The sequence below is a fragment of the Anaerotignum sp. genome (genome assembly GCF_031981185.1).
Taxonomy (GTDB): Bacteria; Bacillota; Clostridia; order Lachnospirales; family Anaerotignaceae; genus Chakrabartyella.
In genome coordinates this window covers 9,293-12,228 of sequence record NZ_DALYUL010000012.1, presented here as the reverse complement: position 1 = coordinate 12,228, position 2,936 = coordinate 9,293, and the positions used below count along the sequence as shown (strand labels likewise).

3 protein-coding genes are annotated in these 2,936 nt (G+C 36.5%); 2 read left to right on the top strand and 1 reads right to left on the bottom strand.

The features are described 5' to 3' along the window. Positions 1-1,268 (top strand): helix-hairpin-helix domain-containing protein (locus RTK36_RS08335; protein WP_331654993.1); only part of this gene is annotated, 1,268 nt, incomplete at its 5' end. 180 nt (positions 1,269-1,448) lie between these two features. Here the strand turns inward: RTK36_RS08335 and RTK36_RS08330 are convergent. After that, positions 1,449-2,030 (bottom strand): DUF1836 domain-containing protein, encoded by a 582-nt coding sequence (locus RTK36_RS08330; RefSeq protein WP_312046138.1) that lies wholly within the window; start codon positions 2,028-2,030, stop codon positions 1,449-1,451. A gap of 175 nt (positions 2,031-2,205) precedes the next feature. Between RTK36_RS08330 and trhA the strand changes: the two genes are divergently transcribed. Further along, positions 2,206-2,859: a PAQR family membrane homeostasis protein TrhA gene (trhA, locus tag RTK36_RS08325; protein WP_331654992.1), complete on the top strand. Its 654-nt coding sequence runs from the start codon at positions 2,206-2,208 to the stop codon at positions 2,857-2,859. Positions 2,860-2,936: the final 77 nt, after the last annotated feature.

The window sequence follows — 2,936 nt, the reverse complement described above, 5'->3', positions numbered from 1 at the left end:
GTGAACAGACGGTGCATAATGCGGAAATAAATCGTTTGATATTGGGTTGCACAGGGGTAAAAAGAACCACAGGACAACATCCTGGAGGGTTGATGGTTGTGCCCAACGACCATAGTATTTACGAATTTTGTCCCATTCAGCGCCCCGCAAATGATGTGAATTCAAAGATTACCACGACTCACTTTGATTATCACTCCATCAGTGGACGTTTACTGAAGCTTGACCTTTTGGGGCATGATGATCCGACGGTCATTCGTATGCTTTACGATTTAACTGGAGTAAATCCACAAACAGTGCCCCTTGGTGACCCAGAGACCATGTCTTTGTTTGAATCACCACAAGCTTTGGGGGTTACGGAGGAAGATATCAATTGTAAAACAGGAACCCTAGGTATTCCGGAGTTCGGAACAAAATTTGTTCGTGGCATGCTTTTGGATACGAAACCAAAATCTTTTGCCGACTTATTACGAATTTCGGGGCTTTCCCATGGGACTGATGTATGGCTAGGCAATGCCCAGACTTTGATAGAAAATGGTACCATCACTTTGAAAGAAACCATTTCTACGCGTGATAGTATTATGATCTATTTAATCAACAAAGGTGTAGATAGAAAGAAATCTTTTAAAATTATGGAGAAGGTACGTAAAGGGAAGGGCTTGACTGAGGAAGATATTGAAGATATGAAGGCCTCTCAAGTTCCGGACTGGTATATTGAATCTTGCCAAAAGATTAAGTATATGTTCCCTAAGGCCCATGCCGCTGCGTATGTTATGATGGCATTCCGCATTGCTTATTTTAAAATTCACTATCCCGAGGCATACTATGCCGCATATTTTACTGTGAGGGCTAGCGACGATTTTGATTATGCCACCATGTGTAAAGGGATGGAGAAGGCGAAAGAAGCAATCAAAGAGATTCAGGCGAAAGGAATGGAAGCCACGGCGAAGGATAAAAATAAAATGACTGTCTTAGAAATTATTGTTGAGTTTTATGCCAGAGGGTTCCACTTTCTGCCTATTGATCTTTATAAATCGGATAGCAAAAAATTTATCATCACAAAGGAAGGGATGATACCTCCCTTTAATTCCTTGCAGGGCTTGGGTACCACTGCAGCAGAAAGTATTGTGGAAGGCAGGAAAACGGGGGAATTCAATACCTTGGAGGAACTGAAGAATAGAACAACCTTAGGGCGATCTCTCATAGATCTTTTAAAGGAAAACGGAGTTTTAAACGGTATTCCCGAAACGAATCAGCTTAGCTTATTTTAATAGTTTTCTAGCTTTTGTATTGTTCCTTGATATAATTGTTACAGTGGTAATAAGATGCATTCGATGAAAAAGAGATTTTTCATAGCAATCTAAATTCTCGCTTATTAATCATTTCAGCAGTTTTTCAGTTTAAAGCTAAAAGCGATACATCTATATTTTAAGATGTATCGCTTTTTTTGTTTAAAAATATGTGTCTAAAACCTTTTCTGCCAGCTGCTTTTCTGCATTGGCACGAATTGCAAGAAGCAAAACCAATAAAATCTTTTCTATCTTTTCATCTTGATACGCGCCAATAATTTCTTTTACGGGAATTGCCGTATCTTGCATTCCTTCAGCGGAGGACTGCATATTTTGCTGAGTTGAAAGTTGCAGTTTGGTAAATCCTTTGTAAATATTTTTAATCATCTTCTCCTGCTCTTCCAAAGATTTTACCGAAAGCACCGGTTGAAATAGAATACCGATGTCTCTGATTGAAAGAACAGTCTTTAAATGATAAATCATAATCAAAAGCATGATATGCATACGGCTATACTTTTTCTTAATTGGTGCAGGAAAAATTTTTGCCTTGGTGTAGTTGTTAATCATGGTTTTTGTTAATATCTTATCCTCATCATAACGTTTATTTCTCACCAAAGCCTTATCCATAAAGGTAGTTACCTGATCCATATATAAATCAATATTTGGAATATCCTCGATATCAATACTTCCTGAAGACTTAATTTGCTGTGTGAAGGTATCTATAATCATTTCAAGAGCTGCCATTTGTTCACCCCAATATATTTATTTTGTTAAATTTCTCTCTTTCTTTTATTATATATTATTTCAAAGAATGCTTCAAGATTTTATTCCAAATTCTTCTTGCGCTATTTTAAATAATGTGTTACTATATGGATATAATGATATGTAGTATTGATAACTACATGAAGGAGCGGAGACTATGAGTAAAATAATTTTTAAAGTAAAAGACCCTATAAGTGCATTGACACATTTTGTTGGCTTTCTTGCAGTAATCCCATGCTTTATCTTACTGATGTATAAAGCAAAACTTGAGGCAAGCGTTTGGCATCAATGGGGTTTTGCTATTTTTGGTATTTCATTATTGCTTTTATACGGAGCCAGCACAATTTATCATACATTAAAGTTATCACAAAATAAAGTGAATGTTTTACGACGTATTGATCATATGATGATTTTCGTCTTAATTGCTGGAACTTATACTCCCATCTGTTTGGTATCCTTACACGGCACATGGGGCTGGACGATGCTGGTTTTAATCTGGGCATTTGCTTTAGCTGGTATTCTTCTTAAAATATTTTGGATGAATGCACCCAGATGGTTATCCACGTTGATATATGTTGTCATGGGTTGGTTGGCAGTCATTGTATTTGTACCATTGGAAAAGGCCGTTAGTTGGAATGGCGTTGGTCTTTTACTTGCAGGCGGGGTTGTTTACACTGTTGGGGCTGTTATCTATGGCTTGAAAAAGCCTAATATTACATTTAAACATTTTGGCTTCCATGAAATCTTTCATATCTTTGTTATGGTTGGCAGCAGCCTACACATAGCGTTTATGTTTCAATATGTATTATAATTTTTTAATTGACAATTAAAAATAATATGATAAAATAGTTAGGTGTCTAATCAATTAGTTAGACATCTAACTATTTT

What these genes read in the sequence shown, in the direction of transcription:
- RTK36_RS08330 (WP_312046138.1), bottom strand. Translation starts at nt 2,030, where the DNA reads ATGGCAGCTCTTGAAATGATTATAGATACCTTCACACAGCAAATTAAG.
- trhA (WP_331654992.1), top strand. Translation starts at nt 2,206, where the DNA reads ATGAGTAAAATAATTTTTAAAGTAAAAGACCCTATAAGTGCATTGACA.